This window comes from Kitasatospora sp. MMS16-BH015 (assembly GCF_002943525.1).
Taxonomy (GTDB): domain Bacteria; phylum Actinomycetota; class Actinomycetes; order Streptomycetales; family Streptomycetaceae; genus Kitasatospora.
Genome location: NZ_CP025394.1, coordinates 517,617 through 540,718, shown reverse-complemented (window position 1 = coordinate 540,718; position 23,102 = coordinate 517,617). Strand labels below are relative to the sequence as shown.

Below are 23,102 nucleotides of genomic sequence, written 5' to 3'. Positions count from 1 at the left end.
GTGGCGTGCCTCGTCGCGCTCTCGACCGTGCTCCCCGCCGGCGAAGCCGGGGCGGCCGTACCGGCCCCGGTGACGATCCATGCGGTCGACCTCCATGACGGCATGGTGCTCAAGGAGGGCTCGACCTACTACCTGTACGGCACCGAGTACGGGTGCGGCTTCCGGTGGTTGGACGCCCAGACGCCCTGGTGCGGGTTCGGGGTGTCCACCGCGCCCAGCCTCGACGGGCCGTGGTCGCCGCCGCGGCCGCTCTTCCCCCCGGACGCGACGGACCCGTACTCGGGGCTGAGCTGGCAGCAGGAGTGCGCGAGCGCGGGCTGCTTCAACCCGCGGATGGTCAAGCGGTCCGGGTGGGGAGCGGACGACGGCGCGTGGGTGCTGTGGTTCAACTCGCCCTCCGACTACAACCGCAGCCTCGCCAACGCGTACAACGTCATGGGGTGCAACTCGCCGGCCGGGCCCTGCGGGCCGACCGCGGGGCCGCCGTACGGCTCCTACCGCAAGCCCCCGCTGTACAACTGCTACGGCAACGGGGACTTCGGCCTGGCGGTCGACCCCGCGAGCCGCTCGCTGGTGGTGGTCTGCACCATGCCGGGCTCCACGCTCTCGGTCGAGCAGATCGACCGGTGGGGGACCACCAGCGCCAGGCGCGGCAGCGCGTACCTGGCCGGGCTGGACGGGGTGGAGGGGCCGGGCATCTGGTACGAGCCGGCCACCGCGAGCTGGTTCGGCACCTACAGCGATCCGTACTGCGGCTACTGCACGGGCACCGCGACCGGGTACATGACGGCGGCCGGCCCGTTCGGCCCCTGGTCGGCCCCGGTGAGCCTGGCCGCGGGCGGGCCGCCGGAGCGCGGGCGGCGGGACATCTCGGCCACCTCCTGCGGCGGGCAGCCCCGCACCGTCTCCGTGGTGGACGGGCAGGCCTGGCAGGGCATCGACCTGTGGACCGGGCAGACCAACGAGACCAAGGCCGGGCTGCACTTCGAGCCGCTCGCCCACCAGCCGCCGCAGGGCACCAACGGGGACGGCGGGCTCTGGCACCCGCCCTTCGCGGACTTCCACTGCGCGGCCCAGGGCGCGGCAGGAGTGCACGGTCACCGGGGCGCCGTGCGGTGAGCGGGCCGCGGGCGGAGACCTCCCGGAGGAGTTCTCCGCCCGCGCCGCCCCCGCTCAGGCCGGCAGGCCCCGCCAGTCGTCGAAGGAGGTGGCCGTGGTGCTGGTGCGGTAGTAGACGCGGCCGTCCGTGCCGATGGCGAACACGTGGAGGACGCCCGCGCCGTCGGTGACGGCCGAGGGGTAGTCGAGGACCATGCCGCCCAGGTCGCGCCAGCCGGTGTAGTTGGAGTTGGGGGCGCCCTGGGCGGTGGTGCTCACGCCGCCGCCGCGGTTGCGTTCGAAGAGGACGACGCGCCCGCCCAGAGTGGCCGCCGCCGGCTCGCCCACGCCGAGGTCACCGCCGAGGGAGACCGGGGCCTGGACCCAGGAGCCGCCGGGCCGGACCTGGTAGCTGACCAGCATCGCCCCCGTGCCGCTCTGGCGGAAGGCGAGCTCGATGCGGCCGTCCTGGTCGAGCGCGGCCTTGGGCGGGCTGGCCGGCTGGGCGCCCGGGATCAGCCCCGGGCCGTAGATGGTGCTGTTCGGCGCCCCCTGCCACCAACCGAGGATGCCGGAGCGGGTGCTGGCGAAGATCTCGATCGCTCCGACGCCGTTGCGGATCGCGGTGACCGGATCCTGCACGTCGGAGCCGCCCAGATCGGCCCAGCTGCCTACCCAGCCCCCGCTGGGGGCGGTCTGCCAGGTGCAGCTGACCCCGCCGCTGCCGTTCTTGACGAAGATCTCCAGCCGGCCGTCCTGGTCGTTGGCCACCACGGGCACGCCGACCTGGTCCTCCCCGCCGGCGCCGGCGTTGGGGTTGCCGTGGTCGACCCAGGCGCTGCGCCACCCGCCGTTGGGGGTGTCCTGCGCCAGCGAGATGATGTGGTGGTCGGTCAGGCGGCGGGCGAAGACCTCCAGCCGGCCGTCGGCGTTGTTGCCGACCGCGACGCCCGGAGCCAGCCGCCCGCCCGGGTCGGCCAGCAGCTGCGGACCGCCCCAGGTGCCGTCCCACCAGCGCCAGTGGGTCCACAGGCCGCCGGCCCGGACGACGAAGACCTGTGGCCGGCCGTCCGCGTTCAGCCCCGCCCAGGAGGTGCCCCGCGACCAGCGGTAGTACATCCGGGAGAACCAGGAGTCCTCGTGGTTGCCCGAGTGGTCGTGGCTCGCGTACTCGGAGAAGAACAGGCTCTTGTCCGCGGTGGTCGCCGGGTCGAGGTTCACCGGGCAGTCGCTGATGTTGTAGTCCCGGTAGCTGATCTGGATCAGCTTGCCGCCGTACTGGCGGGCCGCCTCGCCGGCGAACGCGGCCGCGGCGAGGTGGTCCGGGTGCTCGCCGGTGTAGCGGCTGTCGGGGTTCTCGTCCTGGGTGCGCAGCACGGTCGGCTGGTACGCCACCATCAGCTGCCGCAGCACCGCGACGGAGTCCGCCACCGTGTAGGCCGAGGAGGACAGGGACGGGGGGCTGTTGGCCGGCACGATCGAGGTGTCGGTGTCGCCGGCCTGCACGTCGTCGAGCCCGGCGTCGTGCATGTTCATGAAGATCAGGTGCACCGGCCGCCCCTTCAGGACGTAGCGCTCGACCTGCTTGCCCGCTACCGTCCAGGTGTCCACCGTCCAGTGGCCCACCTCGTCGGTGGTCGGGTCGCCATCCCCCACCCCGGTCATCCTGGAGTAGGCGTTGACGGCCCCCATCTGCCGGTTCCAGGTGCGCAGCGGATCGCCGGCCGCGTCGTAGCAGTAGGTGGGGCAGGGGTCGCCGGTGATGTTCCCCGCGGTGACGAAGACCGTGACGGCTGGCGTGCCGATGGAGATCGCGTTGTACAGGTCCGGGTTCATGAACAGGATGTCGTCGTCCTCGTGCGCGACGACCTGCATGAACAGCGGGCCGGAGCCGAGCAGTCCGGCGGCGGCCGCCGGTGTCGCGGCCCGCTCGGCGAGGACCGGCAGGGTGAGGGCGGTGGCCGCGAGGGAGGCGAGGAACCGCCGTCTTGCGAGGGCCATGGGGTCTTCCCCTCGGTAGGAGCTCGGCCGTGACCTGGCCGGAAGGAGGAGGCTAACCCCCGGTCGGGCGGATCCTCCGGACCGACGCAGTGGCATTTGCTCCTCCCGGAGGTCGGCTGACGGGCCGTCGACGGAGCGCGGGGCCGTACGGGTGATCGAGCCGGGGCCGACCCGCGTCGTGCGGCGCGCGGCCCGGCACCGCTGGCTACCGTGACCGGTGTCCGAGGAGGTCACGTATGCCCGCCCTGCCCGTTGCCGGTCCTGCGCCCCGTCGTCCCCGTCCGCGCTGGCGGCTCGCCGCCGCGCTGGTGCCGGCTCTGCTCGCCGCCGCCGCGCTGCCCGCGGCGGCGATGCCCCTACCGGTCCGGGCCGAACCCGTGCTGGTGACCGAGCACGTGTCCGCGACCCTGTCGACGCTGTCGGCGGCGCCGGGCGACGAGGTGGACGTCATCCTGACGATGACCGTCCCCCCGGAGGGCGTGCCGCCGACGGCGGACCCGATGACGGTGGCCGTCCTCTCCCTGAAGTCCGACAGCGGCCTGTGGAACGTGAGCGACGGCTGCGAGGTGCTGGCCGGCTCCGCGCCGACCGCCTGCCGGATCGCCTACGCCACCCAGGTCGCGAACTGGTACGAAGGCGGGATCAGGGAGGCGGGCGTGGTCCAACTGCTGTTCCGCGCCACCGTCGCTCCCGACGCTGACCCGGGGCCCCACACGCTCACCCTCCGCGGCACGCCCGGCACCCTCCCGCTGGAGAAGGCGGAGGCCGCCGGGGTCTTCACGGTGACCGGCTCCGGCACCGGCCAGGCGAAGCGGCCGGGCAAGGGGGCGGGCGCCGTCCGCACCCGATGAGGGCGTCCGGCGGAAGCGCTCAGACCAGGCGGGCGACGGCCCAGGTCCGGAGGGCTGGTGCCGCCGCCGTTCTCGCCGGCGCCCGATGGTGACGGTGTAGCACCGGCGCGGCCCGGGGGCCAGGGGTCGGTGGCGGGGAACCGATCCGAAGATCATTTGACGGTACATCGGCTGGTAATCTGCGGGTAAAAGGGGGCGTGGGCGATCCACTTGCCCCGTCATGCCCGAAAGATGGAGCACCCGTGCCCGTACGCTCGTACCGCCGCGCCCTGCCGCTGGCCGCCGCTGCCCTCGCCGCCTCCCTGCTGGCCGGTGCGGCCCAGGCCGACAACCCGGCTCCGGTCGACGCCACGCTGACGGCCGACCTGGACGCGCTGCTCGCCGACGCCCGGCTGGCCAACGCGCAGGCCGGGGTGGAGGTGCTGGACGCCGACAGCGGGCAGGTGCTGTACGCGCGGCAGCCCGGGGCGCTGCTGACCCCGGCCTCCACGCTGAAGACCTTCACCTCCACCGCCGCGCTCGACCTGCTGGGCGCCGACTACCGGTTCACCACCGAGGTCCGCACGACCGGCGACACCTACGGCAGCCTGCTGGACGGCGACCTGGTGCTGCGCGGCGGTGGCGACCCGAGCCTGCTGACCCAGGACCTGGACGACCTGGCCGCCAAGGTGGCGGCCACCGGCATCACCACCGTCACCGGCCGGGTGCTCGCCGACGGCAGCCGCTACGACTCGACCCCGTACGGGCCGGGCTGGGCCTGGGACGACCAGCCGTACTCCTACAGCCCGCAGATATCCGGGCTGACCCTCTCCACCGACGCCGAGTACACCATGGGCACCGTGCAGGTGACGGTCACTCCGGGCGCGGCGGGGGAGCAGGCCAAGGTGGCCGTGGTGCCCGCCGAGACGCCGATGAAGTTCACCGGCGGCATCACCACCGGCGCGGCCGGCAGCGGCTCCACCGCCGCGGTGGAGCGCCGCCGGGGCGCCAACGAGTTGCTGCTCTCCGGCAGCATCGCGGCCGGCGCCGCCCCGGTCACCTACTGGGAGACCGTCGAGGACCCGGCGACCCTGGCCGGCAAGGCCTTCGAGGGCGCGCTGGCCCGGCACGGGGTGCGCACCCTCTCGGGCGTGCGGACGGCGACCGGCACCGAGGACTCGCAGCCGCTGGTCTCGCACGACTCCAAGACGCTGGCCGAGCTGATCGTCCCGATGCTCAAGCTCAGCAACAACGGCATGGCCGAGCAGCTCACCAAGGAGCTCGGTAAGGTCAAGGGCGGCAAGGGCGACTGGGCCACCGGCATCAACCAGGTGAAGGGCTTCCTCAAGGCCAACGGCCTGGGCACCCCGGCCGGCCGCCAGGTGGACGGCTCCGGCCTCTCCCGCTACGACCTGACCACCCCCGCGCAGATGGCCGGCCTGATGAAGGTGGCCCAGACCAAGCCGTGGTTCACCGCCTGGTACAACGCGCTGCCGGTGGCCGGCAACCCGGACCGGATGACCGGCGGCACGCTGGCCGCCCGGATGCGCGGCACCAAGGCCGAGAACAACGTGCACGCCAAGAGCGGCTCGATGAGCGGCGTGGACAACCTCACCGGCTTCGCCACCGCCCCCGACGGCCGCAAGCTGGTCTTCTCGGTGATGGTCAGCAACTTCGCGGGCACCAGCCCGCGTCCGGTGATCGACGCGATCGCGGTGCGCCTGGCCACCGGCCCGGCGGCGCCGGCCGGCTCCGCCCCGGCCGCCCCGGCCGCTCCCCGGATGAAGTCCTTCCAGGCTCCGGCCACTTCGGGCAGCCTGCCCGAGGGCGGCACCCGCTGGGAGGACTGCGAGGTCCTCTCCCACTGCTGACACTCCGTCAGATCGCCAAATTGAACAGTGAGTTACCTGTGAGTAGCATTTGGTTGGCCCACAGCTGACCCGTGGTGCCGTTCACCGTGCTCGAAGGAACTCACGTGTACCGATCCACCCCCGGCCGGCTCCGCCGCGCCCTGCGCGCCACCCTCGCCGCCGCCGCGGTCTCCGCCCTGCTCAGCACACCGGCCCAGGCCGACACCGGGGCGGCGACCGCTCATCTCGACGCCGTGGAGCGGGTGTTGCGCGAGGTGTCGCCCGGGCTGGAGGGGACGGCCTGGGAGCGGACCGAGGGGAACGCGCTCGGCGACGGCTGGCTGCTCCAGACGCCCGGGTGCTGGGGCGACGCCGCCTGTGCGGACCGCCCCGGCACCCGGGAGCTGCTGGCCCGGATGACCGCCGACGTGGCCGCCGCGACCCGCACGGTGGACGTCTCCACCCTCGCGCCCTTCCCGAACGGCGGGTTCGAGGACGCCCTGGTGGAGGGCCTCAAGGCGGCCGTGGCGGCCGGGCACCGGCCGGTGGTGCGGATCCTGGTCGGGGCGGCGCCGGTCTACAACGCCAATGTGCTGCCCTCGCGCTACCGGGACGAGCTGGTGGCCGAGCTGGGCCCGGCGGCCGGCTCGGTCAGCCTGAACATCGCCTCGATGACCGCCTCCCGGACGGCCTTCTCCTGGAACCACTCCAAGCTCCTGGTGGTGGACGGACGGACCGTCATCACCGGCGGGATCAACGGCTGGAAGAGCGACTACCTCGACACCGCCCACCCCGTCACGGACGTGGACCTCGCGCTGAGCGGGCCCGCCGCGACCTCCGCCGCCCGGTACCTGGACACCCTCTGGGAGTGGACCTGCGGCCACACCGGGGTGTTCGACAACGCCTGGTTCGCCTCCTCCGACGGCGGGGCCTGCCGCCCCTCCATCGAGCGCGAGCTCAACCCGCCCGCCGCCGCGGCCGGGAGCGTCCCGGTGATCGCCGTCGGCGGCCTGGGGGTGGGGATCAAGGCCTCGGACCCCGCATCCGACTACCGCCCGGCGCCGGTGACCGGTGCGGCGGGCGCCAAGTGCGGCCCGCTGACCCTGCACGACAACACCAACGCCGACCGGGACTACGAGACGGTCAACCCGGAGGAGAACGCCCTGCGCGCGCTGGTCGGCAGCGCGCAGGAGCACATCGAGATCTCCCAGCAGGACCTGAACGGCACCTGCCCGCCGCTGCCCCGCTACGACGCCCGGCTCTACCAGGCGCTGGCCGCCAAGCTGGCCGCCGGGGTCAAGGTGCGGATCGTGGTGAGCGACCCGGCCAACCGGGGCGCCGTCGGCAGCGGGGGCTACTCGCAGATCAAGTCGCTCGCCGAGATCAGCGACGTGCTGAAGGCCCGGCTGACCGAGCTCACCGGGGACGCGGGCAAGGCCGGCGCCGCGCTCTGCGGCAACCTCCAGCTCGCCACCTTCCGGGCCGCCGACGCGCCGACCTGGGCCGACGGACACCCCTACGCGCTGCACCACAAGCTGGTCGCCGTGGACGGCTCGGCCTTCTTCATCGGCTCCAAGAACCTCTACCCGGCCTGGCTGCAGGACTTCGGCTACGTGGTGGAGGACCGGGGCGCGGCCGGGCGGTTGGACCGCGAGCTGCTGGCCCCCGAGTGGCGCTACTCGCAGGCCACCGCGACCGTCGACTGGGCGAGCGGCCGCTGCAAGGCCTGAGCAGCACGGTTGACATGCACTCAGTTCGCCGCGAATCTTGGTGCGCAACTCCCCGCTTTCGATCAGGTTTGCGCAGTACTGCGCAGCAAATGCTCACTCGACGGGAGATCTCCTCGTGCGCCCATTCCGTTCGCGGCTACGGCGGTCGGCCCTGCCGGCCGCCGTCCTCACCGTCACGGCCCTGGCCGGGCCGGCCCTGCCGGCCCAGGCCGCCACCCCGGCCTCCGGGGTCCTCGACCTCACCCACACCGATCTGACCTGGCAGAGCCCGGTCTTCGCCAAGGGCACCCTCGGCGGTCCGGATACCTGCCCGCAGGGCAGCGCGGCCTGCGACCGGTTCGACCTGACCGTCGACGTGCCGGCCGGGTACTGGGCGGACAACCCCGAGGGCGGGGTGCCGATCTCGATCCAGTGGGCGGACGGCAGCAACGACTTCGACCTGTACGTCTACGGCGCCGACGGCAAGGAGGTGGCCGAGAGCGCGGGCACCGCCGACCCCGAGGCCACCGTGATCCCCAACGCCTCCGGCACGTACCACGTGCTGGTGGTGCCGTACGACGTGCACAGCGCCGCCTTCACCGGCCACGTCTACCTGCCGCAGACCAGCGACGCCGGCAACCTCACCTCCTTCGACGGCGGCAACGGCAGCTACGCGATCGCGGCCGGCTCCCTCAAGGCCAAGGTGGACTTCCTGGCCGACGACCAACTCCGGCTCCAGGCCGCCCCCGACGGCGTCTTCACCGACCCGGCCGGCAGCACCATCGTGCGCAGGCAGCCCGACCCGCAGCGCGACACCAGCTCCTTCGACGCGGGGGCCTACTACGGCATCCGTGCCAAGGACGTGGTGCTGCGGGTCTACAAGCAGCCGCTGCGGTTCGCCCTCTACAAGGCCGACGACCGGTCGGTCATCTGGCAGGAGAACGCGCCGCTGCGCTGGTCCACCAGCGGCCTGCGGCAGAGCCTGACCCGGGGCGGCGACGAGCAGTTCTTCGGCGGCGGCGAGCAGAACGGCAGCTACTCGCACCGCGACCAGGTGATGCACGTGGCCAACAGCTTCAACTGGAACGAGGGCGGCTACAACAACTCCCAGCCGTTCTACGTCTCCAGCGCGGGCTACGGCGTCTTCCGCAACACATTCGCGCCCGGAATCTACGACTTCGGGCCCTCCGTCCGCACCGGCCAGCAGGAACGGCGCCTGGACGCCTACTACTTCGTCGGTGACACCAAGTCGGTGATCGGCAAGTACACCGCGCTGGTGGGCAAGCCGTTCATGCCGCCGGTCTACGGCCTGGAGCCGGGCGACTCCGACTGCTACCTGCACAACGCCAACCGGGGCGAGCGGCACACCCTGGACGCGCTGAAGGTGGCCGACGGCTACGTGCAGAACCAGATGCCGCTCGGCTGGATGCTGGTCAACGACGGCTACGGCTGCGGCTACGAGAACCTGCCGCAGACCGGCGAGGGCCTGCGCAAGGACCACGCCCAGCTCGGCCTGTGGACCCAGAACGGCCTGCCCAACCAGGCCGAGGAGGTCAAGGCCGGCGCGGTGGTGCGCAAGCTGGACGTGGCCTGGGTCGGCAACGGCTACGACTTCGCGCTCAACGCCTGCGACCAGGCCAAGGCGGGCATCGAGAACAACAGCGAGGCCCGCGGCTTCGTCTGGCTGCCGGTCTCCTGGGCCGGGGCGCAGCGCTGCGGCGTGCTGTGGAGCGGCGACCAGAGCCTCTCCTGGGACTACATCCGCTGGCAGATCCCGACCTACGCCGGGGCCACCATGTCCGGCATCGCCTACGACACCGGCGACGTGGGCTCGATCTTCCGGCACGACCCCAAGATGTACGCCCGCGACCTGCAGTGGAAGGCGTTCATCCCGACCATCATGACGATGGACGGCTGGGCCAGCGACCTCACCACCAAGAAGCCGCACGACCAGCAGCCCTGGCTGGACGGCGAGCCGTACACCTCGATCAACCGCAAGTACCTGCAGCTCAAGGAGCGTCTGCTCCCGTACATGTACACCCTCTCGCACGAGGCCACCTCGACCGGGATCGGCGCGGTGCGCCCGCTCGCGCTGGAGTACCCGGGCGACCAGCAGGCGCTGAACGCCACCTACGAGTTCCTGGCCGGCCCCGACTTCCTGGTGGCCCCGGTCTACAGCGACACCAGCACCCGGGACGGCATCTACCTGCCCGCCGGCACCTGGACCGACTACTGGACGGGCCGCACCTACCAGGGCCCGACCACGATCAACGGCTACTCGGCCCCGCTGGACACCCTGCCGCTGTTCGTCAAGGGCGGCTCGATCGTCCCGATGTGGCCGCAGGGCACCACCTCCTGGCAGACCCGGGACAAGGCCGAGCTGGACTACGACCTCTACCCGCAGGGCGACACCTCGTACACCCTCTACGAGGACGACGGCACCACCCGCCAGTACGCCGCCGGCGCCTCCGCCACCCAGCGGGTCGACCTGCACGCCCCCGGCGGTGGCCAGGGCGCGACCGTGGTCACCATCGGTGCCAGCGCCGGGAGTTACACCGGAAAGCCGGCCGCCCGGTCCTACCAGCTGACCGTCCACGAGGCCACCGCCCCGCGCCGGGTGGTCACCGAGGGCGGCCCGCTGCCGCAGCTGGCCTCGGCCGCCGCACTGGCCGGCGCCGCCTCCGGCTGGTACTACGACGCCGCGACGGGCGTGACCCGGATCAAGACCCCGTCGATCTCCACCGACCACGCCTTCACCGTCAACCTGATCCACGGCGGTCCCGGCCACTGACCGCTCGCGGCCCCGCCCTCCCGGCCGCCGTGACGGGCGGGAGGGCGGGGCCGATCGGGTGAGGTGAGAATGGGTCTCGTGGCCGCGAACCGCCGCCGGCCGGCCCAGCCCGTGAGCGCGCACGAGCTGCTGGGGCGGCTCGGGCGGCTCACCGAACAGGCCCTGGAGCACGCCGAGCTGCAGCGGGCCAGGGTCGAGCTCGCCATGGCCCTGCAGCGGGACCTGCTGCCGGCCTCGCTGCCGAGCCTGCCCGGGCTGCGGACCGCCGCCCGGTACGCGCCCGCGCGGCACGGGCTGGACATCGGCGGCGACTGGTACGACGGCTTCCGGCTCACGGACGGCACGCTGGTGCTCTCCATCGGCGACGTGCAGGGCCACGACGTGGAGGCGGCCGTGTTCATGGGCCAGGTCCGGATCGGCCTGCGGGCGCTGGCTACCGCCGGGACCGACCCGGGCGAGGTGCTGAGCCGGACCAACGAGCTGCTGCTCTCGCTGCCGGACGGGCTCTTCGCGACCTGCTGCCTGCTGCACTTCGACCCCGCCACCCGGGTGCTCTCCTCCGCCCGGGCCGGGCACGTCCCGGCCGTCTGGGCGAGCGCGGACGGGCGGTCCGCGGTGGCGGAGGAGGACGGGGTGGGGATGCCGCTGGGCATCGCGCCGGGCGAGGTGTACCCGGTGACCAGGCGGCGGCTCTCCGGGTCGGAGGCGGTGGTCCTGGTGACCGACGGGGTGGTGGAGGGGCCGTCCTTCCCGCTGGAGGCCGGGCTGGAGCAGGTGCTGCGGGCGGTCCGGGCCGGGGTGGGCGCCGAGCCGGCGGAGCTGGCCGCCGAGGTGATCAAGCTGGCCGAGCTCACCGGCCACTCGGACGACGCCGCCGTGCTGGTGCTGCGCCACGAGGACCCGTGAGGCCGGCGGCCGGGGGGTGACCCGGGGGCCGGCCGGGCGTGTCACGGGCGGCGCCGGGGCCGGAGTGCGGTCTGATGGCTGCTGTGCTGCGCGAAACGGAGGCCGGGAGACGGGGGGCCACGGCCCTGGCGGTGCTCGGCCTCGCGCTCGGGTACTGGGTGGGCGGCAAGCTCGGCCTGCTCGCCCAGGTGGTGGTCGGCGGCGTGCACGTCACCCCGCTCTGGCCGCCCACCGGGGTCGCGGTGGCCGGGCTGCTGCTGTTCGGCCTGCGGGTCTGGCCCGGGATCGCGATCGGCGCGCTGGCGGTGATCGCGGGCTTCGGCCCCCTCACCCCCGGCTCCTTCGCGATCGCCGCCGGCAGCACGGCCGCGCCGGTGGCCGCGGTGCTGCTGCTCGGCCGGATGGGCTTCCGGGTGGAGCTGGACCGGCTGCGGGACGGGGTGGCCCTGGTCTTCCTGGGGGCGTTCCTCTCCACCGTGGTCAGCGCGAGTGCGGCCTGCCTGGTGCTCTCCGCCGAGGGGGCGGTGCCGACCGGCCAGTTCTGGCCGGTCTGGTCGGCCTGGTGGACCGGGGACGCGATGGGCGTGCTGGTGGTCACCCCGCTGCTGCTGGCCGCCCGCTCCGCCCGGCTGCCCCGGGAGGTGCCGCCGCACCGCTGGGCCGAGGCGGCGGCCCTGGTGGCGAGCACCGTGCTGCTCGTGGTGGTGGCCACCCGCAGCACGCTCTCGCTGCTCTTCCTGGTCTTCCCGGTGGTCATGTGGGCCGCGCTGCGGTTCCGGCTGGCCGGCGCCGCGCCCTGCGCGCTGACGGTCTCCCTCTTCGCCGTCCCCGCCGCCGTCGGCCACACCGGCCCGTTCGCCGGCCACGGCCTGCTCGCCACCATGGTCGTGCTGCAGGCGTTCAACGCCGTGGCCGCGCTGACCGGCCTGCTGCTCGCCGCCGTCACCACCGAGCGGGAGAACACCCTGCAGACCATCGAGCAGGCCTGCGCCGCTCTCGCCGAGGTGGTGGAGCGCCTCGCTCCCGTGGAGGGCCGGGAGCGGGGCACGGACCGGGACGGCTGAGCCGGCCGGGGTCTCGGTCTTAGGTTCTAGTGCGGGCAGCTCAGGTCGATGTGGGTGAAGAAGACGCCCAGGTCGTAGCCGTCCTTGTCGGTGTCGAAGGTGACGGTGATGGTGTCGTCGCCGACGTGCAGGAGGTTGGAGATGTCCCAAGTGTCGGAGTCGTAACCGAAGTTGTTCCGGTTGTACGGGTTCCGCTTGAACCGGTCGATCGGGTCCAGCTCCTCGATGGTCGAGTTGAACGCGTCGTTGGCCTTGTGGTTGACGTCGGTGAACTGGGTCGGCTGGCTGGTGTTGGTCTGCACGGCCACGGTGTCGCCGGTCCACTTGAGGTCGCCGTCGTAGACCACGTACCCGAGCTTGCCGCGCACGTCCGAGTCGGCGGTGCCCGGGGTCTTCAGGTCGTGCAGCTCGATGGTGCGGGTCGGGCGGTCGGGCAGCTCGACCTGGAAGCCGTCCCACAGGTGGATGTTGCGGTACGGCAGGCAGGGGTTCTCGTAGGCGACCACGATCGTCCAGCCGCCCCAACTGTGCGGCTGGACCACGGAGTCCATGTTGGCCACGGTGTAGGTGCCGTTGCCGTGCTGCCTGACCAGGTCGGTCACGTCGGCGGAGGCCTGGTAGCTGCTCTCGTCGGTGGTGGTGATGGACCCGATGGTGGGCTGGTCGTTGGCGATGTCGGTGTACTTGGCGTCGCCCGGCAGCTTGAGGTAGACCTCGTCGACCTTGCTGTCCGGCAGCACGGTCGAGCCGATGCCGCGCGTCCCGCCCCAGTAGAGGCGGGCGTACTTGACCTCGGAGCCCTCCATGAGGTGGAGGTCGGCGGAGCTGGCGGAGTAGATCGGGTCGCCGGCCGGGCCGAAGCCGCCCGGGTCGATGTTGATGTACTTCATGTAGAAGTTGTTGTTGATCGGGAGGGGGCCGTCGCCCTTGCGGGCGTCCACGCAGGCCGCCTGGTTGGGGTCCAGCGGCGGCTGCTTGGTCTCGTCACAGGTCATCAGGCTGTTGCTGATCCGGGTGATCGAGCCGTGCATGTCGTGCTCGTACCGGGTGGTGAACGGCAGTTGGTTGTCGCTGATCGTGGTCGCGTGGGGCGTGGCGGCCAGTGGGGCGGCCGGCCCGGGGCCCCTGGCCCCCGCCACCGGGGCGGCCAGCACCTGGCCGGCGGTCGCGGCCAACGCGGCACCGGCGACGGCCAGGCGGCGGGTGAGGTGCCGGCTGCGGGTGCTGCGACGTGCGGTGAAGAGCATGGGAACCTCTCGATCGTAGGGACGTACGCCGCTGGCGACGGCGTCCGGGAGGGGTTGTGTGATCATCGGACCACAACCCTCCGCATCCCTCTCCTCGCGTTGCGCCACCGGAGGCGGACGATGGCCCGGTCGGCCCCACCTCACACGGCGTCAGCTCCTCCCCGTACTACGAACGCAGTAGACCGATGGCCTGCGGCCGCCGGACGACGGATCCGCGTGCTTCGCGGAGCCTGGAACGGTTCCACGTACCAGGAGGTTCGATGTCCGCCCTTGCCCGCTGGTGCCACCGGCACCGGGTCGTGACCGTCTTGCTCTGGCTCGGCCTGCTCCTCGGCCTGGCCGCCGTCTCCGGCAAGGCCGGGACGGCCTACAGCAACAGCCTGTCGCTGCCCTCGACCGAATCCAGCAAGGCCATGGACCTGCTGAAGTCGAGCCTGCCGGCCGCCGCCGGCGACCAGGACACCGTGGTCTGGCACAGCACCGACGGCACCCCGGTGACCGATCCGGCCGTCAAGGACCGGATGACCGGCGCCCTGGAGAAGATCGCGCACAGCCCCGGCGTCGCCTCGGTGGCCGGCCCGTACGGCCCGCACGGCGCCGCGCAGATCAGCGCGGACGGCCGCACCGCCTACGCCCAGGTGGTCTTCACCCAGGAGGCCATGCACGTGGCCAAGGGGGACGCCGAGCAGGTGGTCAAGCTGGTCGAGCAGGCCCGCACCCCGGCGCTGGACGTGCAGGCCGGCGGCGGGGCGATCGGCAAGACCGAGCGGCACGCGGGCGGCACCAGCGAGCTGGTCGGGATCGCCGCCGCGCTGGCCATCCTGCTGCTGATCTTCCGCTCGGGCTGGGCCGCCGTGCTGCCGGTGCTGACCGGCGCGGCCGGGGTCGGGGCCGGGGTGCTCGGCATCGGCCTGCTCAGCCACGCCGTCTCGCTGGCCGACACCGCGCCGACGCTGGCCTCGCTGGTCGGCCTCGGGGTCGGGATCGACTACGCGCTCTTCGTGGTCAACCGGCACCGCAAGGGGCTGATGGCGGGCCTGAGCGTGGAGGAGTCGGTGGCACGGGCGCTGAACACCTCCGGCCGGGCCGTGGTCTTCGCCGGCGCGACCGTGGTGGTGGCGCTGCTCGGCATGCTGGTGCTCGGCATCGGCTTCCTGAACGGCATGGCGATCGGCGCCGCCGTCACCGTGGCGATGACCGTGCTGGCCGCCGTCACCCTGCTGCCCGCCCTGCTCGGGCTGCTGAAGCTGCGGGTGCTCAGCCGCGGCCAGCGCCGCCGGCTGGCCGCCGGGGAGCTCTCGGCGCACACCGACAGCGGCGCCTTCGGCCGCTGGGCGGCCAAGGTCGAGGCCCGGCCGCTGGGCAAGGCGCTGGTCGCCCTCGCCCTGCTGGTCGCCGTGGCGCTGCCGGTCTTCTCGCTGCGCCTCGGCAGCTCGGACGCCGGCAACAACCCCAAGAGCAGCACCACCCGGCAGGCGTACGACCTGATGGCGCAGGGCTTCGGCCCGGGCTCCAACGGGCCGCTGCTGCTGGTCGCGCAGACCAAGGGACCGGCTGACCAGCAGGCCCTCGACCACCTGGTCGCCGAGCTGAAGCAGACGCCCGGCATCGCCCGGGTGACGGCACTGCCGGCGAAGCCGGGCCAGCAGGTCGTCCCGGTGAGCGTGGTGCCGACCAGCTCCCCGCAGTCCGAGCAGACCACGGAGCTGATCACCCACCTGCGCAAGGAGGTCATCCCGGCGGCCGAGCACGGCACCGGCCTGGAGGTGGTGGTCGGCGGTGCGACGGCGACCTCGGCGGACTTCGCCGAGGTGCTCACCGGCAAGCTGCCGCTCTTCGTGGGGATCATCGTGGGCCTCGGCTGCCTGCTGATGATGATCGCCTTCCGCAGCCTGCTGGTGCCGCTGCTCGGCGCCGTGATGAACCTGCTCACCATGGGTGTGGCCTTCGGGGTGATCATCGCGGTCTTCCAGTGGGGCTGGGGCTCCGAGGCGCTGGGCGCCGGCGCGGCCGGGCCGGTGGAGGCCTTCGCCCCCACGATGATCATCGCGATCCTGTTCGGCCTCTCGATGGACTACCAGGTCTTCCTGATCAGCCGGATGCACGAGGAGTGGCACCGGACGGGGGACAACCACCGCTCGGTGCGGGTGGGCCACGGCGAGACCGGCCTGGTGATCACCGCCGCCGCCGTGATCATGGGATCGGTCTTCGCGAGCTTCATGTTCGGCGGGCAGCGCATGATCGCCGAGTTCGGCCTGGGCCTCTCGGTGGCGGTGCTGATGGACGTGCTGCTGGTGCGGCTGGTGCTGGTGCCGGCGCTGATGCACCGGTTCGGCAAGGCCAACTGGTGGCTGCCCCGCTGGCTGGACCGGGCGCTGCCGCACGTCTCGGTGGAGGGCGAGCCCGACCCCGAGCCGGTCCGCGCACCTCAGCCGACCGTGGTCGGCCAGGCCGCTCCGTCGGACGCGGACGCTTCGCTGGACGCCGACGCCGCGGGTGACCGGCGCAGCCGTGCCGGTCGGCGCTGACCAGCGATCTAAGGTGGGAGGGTGGCGATGATCGAACGGTTCCGGGACTGGCAGCGTGCGCGGCCGACCGTGGCCGATCTCGTCGCCACCCTCACCTGCCTGGCGCTCGGTCTGCCGATCGCGCTGACCGCCGCGTACCAGCAGCACAAGTCGGTCTCGCTGACCGTGCTGGTGCTGGTGCTCTCCTGCCTACCGCTGCTGCTGCGCAGCCGCCGGCCGATCCCGGTGGCCGCGGCCACCGTACTGGCCGCCGAGCTCAGTTACGCCCTCACGCCCTCGGTGGCCGCCACCCCGCTCTCCGTCATCTTCGCGCTCTACTGGGTGGCGGTCACCACCGACCGGGTCACCGCCTGGCGGGTCGGCTTCGGCTCGGCCGCCGTGCTGCTGGTCTCCGGCCTCCTCTTCCGCCCGGGCCTGGACCGGCTGGCCGAGAACCTCGGGGTGCTCGGCTGGACGGGCGCCGCCGTCGCCGTCGGCGACGCGCTGCGCAGCCGCCGGGAGTTGATCGCCTCCTACCGCGACCGGGCCGAACGCGCCGAGTGCACCAAGGAGGACGAGGCCCGGCGCCGGGTCACCGAGGAGCGGATCCGGATCGCCCGCGAGCTGCACGACGTGGTGGCCCACCACATCACCCTGGTGAACGCCCAGGCCGGGGTGGCGCACCACCTGATGCGGCGTGACCCGGAGCACGCCTACCAGGCGCTGGAGCGGATCCGCGACACCAGCCGGGCCGCGCTGGACGAGCTGCGGGCCACCGTGGGCCTGCTGCGCGGCCGCGAGGAGGGCGAGGAGCCGCACGAGCCGACCCCCGGCCTGGCCGACCTGCCCGCCCTGCTCGACTCCTTCCGGCACGCCGGCCTGACGGTGGGTCTGGAACGCACCGGACCGGTCGAGGAGCTGCCGCAGCTCTCCGAACTGACCGCCTACCGGATCGTCCAGGAGGCGCTGACCAACACCCACAAGCACGCCGGGGCCGGCGCGGCCCTGGTCCGGCTGGCCGCCGGGCCGGCGGCGCTGACCGTCACGGTCACCGACGACGGTATCGGCGGCGGCAGACCCGGCCATGGCGGGCTCGGTCACGGCGGCGGGCACGGGATGATCGGCATGCACGAGCGCGCCCGCGCCGTCGGTGGCACCCTGAGCGCCGGGCCCCGCCCGGGCGGCGGCTTCCGGGTGCACGCCGAACTCCCGCTCCGACCCAAGGGCTGACCCATGACCATCCGCGTGCTGCTCGCCGACGACCAGGCCCTGCTGCGCGGCACCTTCCGGCTGCTGATCGACTCCACCGAGGACCTGGAGGTGGTGGGCGAGGCCGGCACCGGTCGGCAGGCGGTCTCGATGACCCGGGCGCTGCGGCCCGACCTGGTGCTGATGGACATCCGGATGCCCGAGCTGGACGGCGTGGCCGCCACCCGGGAGATCACCGCCGACCCGGCCCTCGGCGCGGTGAAGGTGCTGGTGCTGACCACCTTCGAGAACGAGCAGTACGTCGCCGAGGCGCTGCGGGCCGGCGCCGGTGGGTTCCTCGGCAAGGGGATCGACCCGGAGGAGCTGCTCACCGCGATCCGGGTGGTGGCGGCCGGCGACTCGCTGCTCTCCCCGGCCGCGACCCGCGCCCTGATCGCCCGCTTCCTGGCCCAGCCGGCGCTGCCCGTCGCCGCGTCCGGCCGCCTCGCCGCCCTCACCGCCCGGGAACGGGAGGTGGTCACCCTGGTCGCGGCCGGCCTCTCCAACGAGGAGATCGCCAGCCGCCTCTTCGTCACCCCGCTCACCGCCAAGACCCACGTGAACCGTGCGATGACCAAGCTGGACGCCCGTGACCGCGCCCAACTGGTCGTGATCGCCTACCAGTCCGGCCTCGCCCACCCCGGCGCCACCGGCTGACCGCCCGCCGGCCGGACGTTCGTGTTCTGTAAGGTGCCGGGCCCGGCTGCGGCCGTGATCCGTTCCTACAGTGGCCGGGAGGTTGTTCCCGAGCAGAAGGGCGGAGCGCAATGACGGTCGACCAGGGCATCATGCCGAGCGCCGAGTTGGGCGTGATCGGCGGATCCGGGCTGTACGAGCTGCTGACGGAGGTCACCGAGGTGCGGGTGACGACCCCGTACGGGGAGCCGAGCGACGCGGTGTGCGTGGGGGAGGTGGCGGGCCGCCGGGTCGCCTTCCTACCCCGGCACGGACGCGGGCACCGGCTGCCGCCGCACCGGATCGACTACCGCGCCAACCTGTGGGCGCTGCACGCGCTGGGCGTGCGCCAGGTGGTGGCGCCCTGCGCGGTCGGCGGGCTGCGCCCCGAGTACGGGCCGGGCACCCTGCTGGTGCCCGACCAGTTCGTGGACCGGACCTCCGGGCGGGTGCAGACCTTCTACGACGGCCTGCCGCTGCCCGACGGCACGGTGCCCGGGGTGGTGCACGTCTCGATGGCCGACCCGTACTGCCCGGCCGGGCGGCGGGCCGCGCTGGAGGCGGCCCGGGAGGCGGCCTGGGAGCCGGTGGACGGCGGCACCCTGGTGGTGATCGAGGGCCCGCGCTTCTCCACCCGCGCCGAATCCCGCTGGTTCACCGCCAACGGCTGGTCGGTGGTCGGCATGACGGGCCACCCCGAGGCCGTGCTGGCCCGTGAACTCGGGCTCTGCTACAGCTCGGTGGCCCTGGTCACCGACCTGGACGCGGGCGTGCAGAGCGGTGAGGGCGTCACCCACGGCGAGGTGCTGGCGGAGTTCGCCCGCAACCTGGACCGGCTGCGCGCCGTGCTGTTCAAGACGCTGGAGCGCCTGCCGGCCCTGCGCGAGTGCGCCTGCGGCCACGCCCTGGACGGCCTCACCCCCGGCCTGCCCGGGGTGCCCGGCGCCTGACGGCGCGGCGCCACCGCCGGAGGAGCGCGACCGACAGCGCCAGGAGGGCGGTGGTGGCCAGCACCAGCAGCCAGTTGCGCAGGTAGGGCAGCGGCAGCACGGTCGGGTTGCCGCCGTCCCGGCCCGCCCTCAGCACCGCCGGCAGACCGACGGCGCTGAGGGCGGCGGCCACCGCCAGCCAGCCGCGCAGCACCGAGCTGTGCCGCACGGTGCCGCGTGGGGCGGTGGCGCGGGCCAGGGCCGCGCCCAGGGCGCAGACCAGCGGCAGCCAGAGGCCGTCGTGGACCAGCAGGGCACCCACCGCCCAGACCGCCACGCCGAGCGGGTCGGTGACGTAGGGATCGGTGAGCAGCCCGGCGAGGCCGTAGCCGAGCACGGCCAGCCCCGCCGACAGCAGCAGGGCTCGTACCACCCTGGTCATGCGATCACCTCGATCCGGGTGACCCACTTGGTCTGCAGCACACCGGGCCGGTTCGGCGCGATCACCCGCGCGGGGAAGCCGTGGTCGGCGGCCAGCACCTCGCCGTTGACCCGCAGGGCGAGCAGACTGAGTGGGTCCTCCACGTACGGCGCCGGCATCTCGGTCACCCGGTACGGCCCCTCGGCCTCCAGCGAGGTGACCCGCAGCGCCGAGCCGGGCGGGGCGCCGGCCCGGCGGGCCAGCTCGGCCAGCCGGACCCCGGTCCACCGGGCGCTGGCGCTCCAGCCCTCCACACAGGCGATCGGCAACTCGGCCGAGTGCTGGGGCAGTTCGCCGAGTTGGGCGAGGGAGAGGGTGTACGGCCGGGGTCCGTCCACCCGCAGCCGCCAGTCGGCGGGCGGGGTGAGCGTCCCGGCCTGGGCGGCGGTGCGGTTCACCGGCAGGCCCTGAGGCCCCAGGTCCGGGCGGCGCGGGGCGAGCAGGTCCAGGGCCCGCAGCCAGGGCACGCTCTGTCCGGCGGTGACCAGGGTGACGGCACCGGCCGCAGCGGCGGTGGAGGTGAGGAACGCCCGGCGCTGCGCCAGGGCCGGAGCGGCCCGTCGCCACCAATTGGCCGCGATGAGCGGTGCCTTGACGGCCAGGTGGACCAGCAGGCCGCCGATGGCCAGCCAGCCCAGCCAGAAGTGGGTCTGCCGGAACGGGAACGGCCACGGGTACCACTGCAGGGTGTTCAGCAGGCCGGTGAACAGCTCCAGCAGCACGGCTCCGACGAGGACCGCGACGGCCAGCCGTTCGAGTGCGTGCAGCACGCTGCGGGCCGGCGGCCACTCGAAGAGCCGGGGGTAGACGGCCCACAACTTCGCGCCGGCCAGCGGGATCGCCGCCAGGCCGCTGATCACGTGCAGCCCCTGGGTGACGCGGTAGCCGTTCACCGGCCGCGGGGGCAGGTGCGGCGCGAGCCAGGCGGGCGGGTCCTGGAGCAGATGGCTGGTCAGCCCGGTCAGGAAGCAGACCAGCAGGGCGGCGCCGAGCCAGCGGCCGACCACCACCACGGTCCGCGGTTCGCGCAGCGGAGAGCTGAACGCCCCGGCGCGGAACGGCCCGCGGCGGAGGAAGGGCGGGGGAGGTGGCAGCGGCGGATCGTAGCGGCGGCGGGTGGCCGGTGATCGGTCGTCGGGACGGCGGGCGGTCGGTGCGCCGGAGTCGGCGGGTTCGGTGTCCACCCGTTCATCGAAGCGCTCCGCGGGGCCGCTCCGGTGCTCCGGCGTGCTTACGGATTCCGAACGTCGCGTGCGTGGTCCGCCCTGTGCGGGGACGACGGCCGTCCCTTCCGTGGTCCGCCCTGCTTACGGAATCCGAACGTCCCGCTCGCGCTCCGGTCTGCGCGGCGCCGGTGGTGGGAGGGTGGGCCGGGTGATCCCCCATCGCGTGCTGCCCTGCCTCCTCGTCCTCGCCGTACTGGTCACGGCGCTGGCGCTGACCGTCACCGGCCACGGTGGCCTCCCGCTCGGCGGCTGGTACCTGCTCGACGCCGTGCTGTTCGGCGCGGCGGTGCTGCTGCTGCGCGCGGTGCCCGCCCGGTGGGTGGCGCCGGTGGTGCTGGCCGGCGGTGTCGCCGTGGCCGCCGTCGGGCTGATGGCACCGCCGCGCACGAGCGACGACGCCTACCGGTACGTCTGGGACGGCCGGGTCCAGGCGGCCGGGATCTCCCCGTACGCGCACACCCCCGAGGACCCGGCGCTGGCGCGGCTGCGCGATCCGGGTCTCTTCCCGGTGGGCGACGGCTGCCGGGCCTGGGACGAGCACCGCACGGCGGCCGGAGACTGCACGCGGATCAACCGCCCGGCCGTGCACACCGTCTACCCGCCGGTGGCGCAGGCCTGGTTCCTCGCGGTGCATCCGTTCGGGGGTGGCGTGCGCGGGGTGCAGGCCGCCGGGGCGGTGCTGGCGGTGGCGACCACCGCGCTGCTGCTGTGGCGGCGCGGGACGGACAAGTGGTGCGCCGCGCTGTGGGGTTGGTGCCCCGGGGTGACGGTGTGGGCGGTCAACGACGCGCACGTGGACACGCTCGGTGCGCTGCTGACGGTGGCCGGGCTCGGCTGTGCGGTGCGCAGGCGGTCCGTCCGGGGAGGGCTGCTGCTGGGGGCGGCCGTCGCGACCAAGCTGCTGCCGGCCCTGGCGCTGCCCGGCGCGCTGTCCGGCATCCTGGCCAGGCGCCCCACCCGCGCCGACCTGCTGCTCGCCGGGGCCGCGCTCGGCGCCTTCGCGCTCGCCTACCTCCCGTACGTGGCGGCCTCGGGCCCCGCCGTGCTGGGCTACCTGCCGGGCTACCTGCGGGAGGAGGGGTACGAGCAGGGGCACCTCGACCGGTTCGGGCTGCTGCGCCTGGTGCTGCCCGATGGCCTCGCGCCCTGGGCGGCCGCTCTGGTGCTCGCCGCGGTGGTGCTCCGGGTGCTGCGCCGGGGCGACCGGCGGCGGCCGTGGGCCGGTGCGCTGTCGGTGACGGGCACGGCGCTGCTGCTGGTCGCCCCCGGTTACCCGTGGTACGGGCTGCTGGTGGTCGCCTTGGTGGCCCTCGACGGCCGCTGGGAGTGGCTGGCGGTGCCGGCCGCCGGGCAGGTGCTCTACCTGGTGGGTGGCCAGGCGGTGCAGCAACTCGCTTATGGGGCAGCCTTGCTGGTCGTGCTGGTGGTTCCGGTGCTGCGCCGCCGGCGGGTGGTCCGCGCCGCGCGGCCGGCGCTCGCCGGTCAGTGGCTTCGGTAGCGCTCGCCGGGCGAGGTCAGGTCTCTCCGTACCGGGTCAGGACGGCCCGGGCGGCCCGGACCAGTGCCTCGCGCAGCTCGGGCGGCTCCAGGACCTCGATCTCCGGGCCGAGGGCGAGGTACTCGGCGCAGGCGCGCTCGACCGACTCGATCGGCAGCACCGCGCGCGTCCAGCCGTCCGGCTCGACCCGGCCGGTGGCGGCCAGGGCCCGGGCGGTGGGGCCGGTGAAACGGCCGAGCGCGGCGGGGGCGAGCCGCACCGTCGCATCGGCCCGGTGCAGGCTGCGGTGGAACTCGGCCTGGTGGCGCTCCCACCAGGCCGCGAGGTCGAATTCGGCGGGCGGGGTGAACGCGCCCGGCGCGCCGGCTCCCGGGCCGTCTTCGGGCGGGAGCACGGCGAGGATCTGGTCGACCCGGTACGCGTACGGCCCCGGCCCGGCGACCACGTACCAGCGGCCCGCCTTGAGCACCAGGCCGTACGGCTCCCAACGCCGCTCCACCTCGGTGGGGGCCTTCCAGCGGCGGTACCGCACGTGCAGCACCCGGGAGTGCCAGACCGCGTCGGCCACCTCGGCCAGGAAGGGGGTCTCGTCGCGGTCGGCGTACCAGCCCGGCGCGTCCAGGTGGAACCGCGACTGCGTCCGCTCGGCCTGGGCCGCGAGGGCGGCCGGCAGGGCGGCCCGCACCTTCAGCTGGGCGGCGGCCAGCACCGAGCCCAGCCCCAACTCGGCTGCGGGGCCGGGCAATCCGGAGAGGAAGAGGGCCTCGGCCTCGCCCGGGCTGAGCCCCGTCAGCCGGGTGCGGTAGCCGTCGAGGAGCTGGTAGCCGCCGCGGTGGCCCGCGTCGCCGTAGAGCGGGATGCCGGCGGCGTGCAGGGCCTCCACGTCGCGGTAGACCGTGCGGACGGAGACCTCCAGCTCCGCCGCCAGCTGGGCGGCGGTGACCCGGCCCCGGGTCTGGAGCAGCAGCAGGATGGAGACGAGTCGGCTGGCGCGCATCCGGCCATCCTCGCCGACTCCACTGACATCGGTTGTCAGTGGACC

17 protein-coding genes are annotated in these 23,102 nt (G+C 73.8%); 12 read left to right on the top strand and 5 right to left on the bottom strand.

Going from position 1 to position 23,102, the window contains the following annotated elements; all coding sequences use genetic code 11:
* Entirely contained in the window at positions 1–1,119 is a 1,119-nt protein-coding gene (locus CFP65_RS02400; RefSeq protein WP_158701990.1) for a hypothetical protein, read from the top strand.
* 54 nt (positions 1,120–1,173) lie between these two features.
* Here CFP65_RS02400 and CFP65_RS02395 read toward each other — a convergent pair whose 3' ends face one another.
* The gene (locus CFP65_RS02395) at positions 1,174–3,099 is read right to left on the bottom strand and encodes a PIG-L family deacetylase (RefSeq protein ID WP_158701989.1); all 1,926 of its coding nucleotides are present in this window, start codon (positions 3,097–3,099) and stop codon (positions 1,174–1,176) included.
* Positions 3,100–3,335: 236 nt separating this feature from the next.
* Between CFP65_RS02395 and CFP65_RS02390 the strand changes: the two genes are divergently transcribed.
* From CFP65_RS02390 to CFP65_RS02365, 6 genes are all read left to right on the top strand, one after another.
* Positions 3,336–3,950 (top strand): hypothetical protein, encoded by a 615-nt coding sequence (locus tag CFP65_RS02390; protein ID WP_104814516.1) that lies wholly within the window; start codon positions 3,336–3,338, stop codon positions 3,948–3,950.
* 242 nt (positions 3,951–4,192) lie between these two features.
* Positions 4,193–5,800: a D-alanyl-D-alanine carboxypeptidase/D-alanyl-D-alanine-endopeptidase gene (gene dacB / locus CFP65_RS02385; RefSeq protein ID WP_158701988.1), complete on the top strand. Its 1,608-nt coding sequence runs from the start codon at positions 4,193–4,195 to the stop codon at positions 5,798–5,800.
* Positions 5,801–5,904: 104 nt separating this feature from the next.
* Positions 5,905–7,509 carry a phospholipase D-like domain-containing protein gene (locus CFP65_RS02380; RefSeq protein ID WP_104814514.1) on the top strand — a complete coding sequence of 535 codons (1,605 nt, stop codon included), beginning with the start codon at positions 5,905–5,907 and terminating at the stop codon, positions 7,507–7,509.
* 115 nt (positions 7,510–7,624) lie between these two features.
* Positions 7,625–10,279 carry a TIM-barrel domain-containing protein gene (locus tag CFP65_RS02375; protein ID WP_254552179.1) on the top strand — a complete coding sequence of 885 codons (2,655 nt, stop codon included), beginning with the start codon at positions 7,625–7,627 and terminating at the stop codon, positions 10,277–10,279.
* Between the two features lie 78 nt (positions 10,280–10,357).
* On the top strand, positions 10,358–11,185 hold the full coding sequence (locus CFP65_RS02370) for a PP2C family protein-serine/threonine phosphatase (RefSeq protein ID WP_254552178.1): 828 nt from the start codon (positions 10,358–10,360) through the stop codon (positions 11,183–11,185).
* Positions 11,186–11,259: 74 nt separating this feature from the next.
* Positions 11,260–12,249, top strand: coding sequence for an MASE1 domain-containing protein (locus CFP65_RS02365; protein WP_104814512.1), 990 nt, complete (start codon positions 11,260–11,262; stop codon positions 12,247–12,249).
* Between the two features lie 26 nt (positions 12,250–12,275).
* Here the strand turns inward: CFP65_RS02365 and CFP65_RS02360 are convergent, their stop codons facing one another.
* Positions 12,276–13,496, bottom strand: a complete 1,221-nt coding sequence (locus CFP65_RS02360; protein WP_174805495.1) for a hypothetical protein — start codon at positions 13,494–13,496, stop codon at positions 12,276–12,278.
* 260 nt (positions 13,497–13,756) lie between these two features.
* Here CFP65_RS02360 and CFP65_RS02355 point away from each other — a divergent pair, with 260 nt between their 5' ends.
* The 4 genes from CFP65_RS02355 to CFP65_RS02340 all read left to right on the top strand — a co-directional run bounded on the left by CFP65_RS02355 (position 13,757) and on the right by CFP65_RS02340 (position 18,876).
* Positions 13,757–16,024, top strand: coding sequence for an MMPL family transporter (locus CFP65_RS02355; protein ID WP_104814511.1), 2,268 nt, complete (start codon positions 13,757–13,759; stop codon positions 16,022–16,024).
* Between the two features lie 27 nt (positions 16,025–16,051).
* On the top strand, positions 16,052–17,233 hold the full coding sequence (locus CFP65_RS02350) for a sensor histidine kinase (protein ID WP_104820593.1): 1,182 nt from the start codon (positions 16,052–16,054) through the stop codon (positions 17,231–17,233).
* 3 nt (positions 17,234–17,236) lie between these two features.
* The gene (locus tag CFP65_RS02345) at positions 17,237–17,908 is read left to right on the top strand and encodes a response regulator transcription factor (protein ID WP_104814510.1); all 672 of its coding nucleotides are present in this window, start codon (positions 17,237–17,239) and stop codon (positions 17,906–17,908) included.
* Between the two features lie 131 nt (positions 17,909–18,039).
* Entirely contained in the window at positions 18,040–18,876 is an 837-nt protein-coding gene (locus CFP65_RS02340; protein WP_104820592.1) for an S-methyl-5'-thioadenosine phosphorylase, read from the top strand.
* Here the strand turns inward: CFP65_RS02340 and CFP65_RS02335 are convergent.
* Complete coding sequence (locus CFP65_RS02335; RefSeq protein WP_104814509.1) at positions 18,842–19,297, bottom strand: hypothetical protein; 456 nt, start codon at positions 19,295–19,297, stop codon at positions 18,842–18,844. The genes CFP65_RS02340 and CFP65_RS02335 overlap by 35 nt on opposite strands.
* A complete protein-coding gene (locus tag CFP65_RS02330) occupies positions 19,294–20,430 on the bottom strand; it encodes a molybdopterin-dependent oxidoreductase (protein ID WP_104820591.1) in 1,137 nt (378 codons plus the stop codon). The genes CFP65_RS02335 and CFP65_RS02330 overlap by 4 nt, the downstream gene beginning before the upstream one ends.
* 280 nt (positions 20,431–20,710) lie before the next feature.
* Here CFP65_RS02330 and CFP65_RS02325 point away from each other — a divergent pair, with 280 nt between their 5' ends.
* On the top strand, positions 20,711–22,060 hold the full coding sequence (locus tag CFP65_RS02325; protein WP_254552177.1) for a glycosyltransferase 87 family protein: 1,350 nt from the start codon (positions 20,711–20,713) through the stop codon (positions 22,058–22,060).
* 16 nt (positions 22,061–22,076) lie between these two features.
* On the opposite strand, the gene CFP65_RS02320 is transcribed toward CFP65_RS02325, so the two are convergent.
* Entirely contained in the window at positions 22,077–23,057 is a 981-nt protein-coding gene (locus CFP65_RS02320; RefSeq protein ID WP_104814507.1) for a YafY family protein, read from the bottom strand.
* Positions 23,058–23,102: the final 45 nt, after the last annotated feature.

Bases quoted from the DNA above. Each gene is read 5' to 3' on its own strand.
- CFP65_RS02365 (WP_104814512.1), top strand. From the start codon at position 11,260: ATGGCTGCTGTGCTGCGCGAAACGGAGGCCGGGAGACGGGGGGCCACG.
- CFP65_RS02345 (WP_104814510.1), top strand. From the start codon at position 17,237: ATGACCATCCGCGTGCTGCTCGCCGACGACCAGGCCCTGCTGCGCGGC.
- CFP65_RS02335 (WP_104814509.1), bottom strand. From the start codon at position 19,297: ATGACCAGGGTGGTACGAGCCCTGCTGCTGTCGGCGGGGCTGGCCGTG.
- CFP65_RS02355 (WP_104814511.1), top strand. From the start codon at position 13,757: ATGTCCGCCCTTGCCCGCTGGTGCCACCGGCACCGGGTCGTGACCGTC.
- CFP65_RS02395 (WP_158701989.1), bottom strand. From the start codon at position 3,099: ATGGCCCTCGCAAGACGGCGGTTCCTCGCCTCCCTCGCGGCCACCGCC.
- CFP65_RS02350 (WP_104820593.1), top strand. From the start codon at position 16,052: ATGATCGAACGGTTCCGGGACTGGCAGCGTGCGCGGCCGACCGTGGCC.
- CFP65_RS02390 (WP_104814516.1), top strand. From the start codon at position 3,336: ATGCCCGCCCTGCCCGTTGCCGGTCCTGCGCCCCGTCGTCCCCGTCCG.
- CFP65_RS02320 (WP_104814507.1), bottom strand. From the start codon at position 23,057: ATGCGCGCCAGCCGACTCGTCTCCATCCTGCTGCTGCTCCAGACCCGG.
- CFP65_RS02340 (WP_104820592.1), top strand. From the start codon at position 18,040: ATGCCGAGCGCCGAGTTGGGCGTGATCGGCGGATCCGGGCTGTACGAG.
- CFP65_RS02360 (WP_174805495.1), bottom strand. From the start codon at position 13,496: ATGCTCTTCACCGCACGTCGCAGCACCCGCAGCCGGCACCTCACCCGC.